We start from the raw sequence: 494 nt of genomic DNA on the forward strand, positions 1-494 counted from the left end.
GAGACCCAAACGGCTTGCAGCCTCGTGCAGGATCAGCTCTCCACGCTCGGCGCGTTCGCCATCTCGGTAGACAGGGATGTTGTGGTCGTTGCGGAAGACGCAAACGCGTTGTTGGGTCCACGTGTTGCCTTTGGCCGTGCGTGTGCCAAGCCGATTAAGAACGGACGCAATGCTCCCGTCCGGCAGCAAACGAGCCAGATCACGGATCAGCTGTTCAGTTGAAGCATCGGTCTTCCACCGATGCTGTCCGGCCCGGTTCTTCACAACTTCGAGCGCAGTGTGGTCGCCCCCCTTCCAGTGCAATTTTAGGTGCAATATTCGTGGCTCGACGGTGACGATGATCTCTTCGAGAACCGCTCTCAATATCCGCTTTCGTGTCGCAACCGAGGCTGCCGGATGGCTCCACAGGCGCTCCACGTCTGTCCCTAGTCCAAGAATCTCTGCGCGTTCTGCGTCGGTTAGAGTGGGCGGCTGTTTGTCGCGGGCAATGCGAA

Annotated in this window: 1 pseudogene; it reads right to left on the reverse strand. The window is 58.9% G+C overall.

The features are described 5' to 3' along the window. Window positions 1–494 (reverse strand): annotated as a pseudogene (locus ACZBJS_RS42765) (recombinase family protein); the annotation flags it as partial.

Source organism: Bradyrhizobium sp. KZN70725, assembly GCF_055264925.1.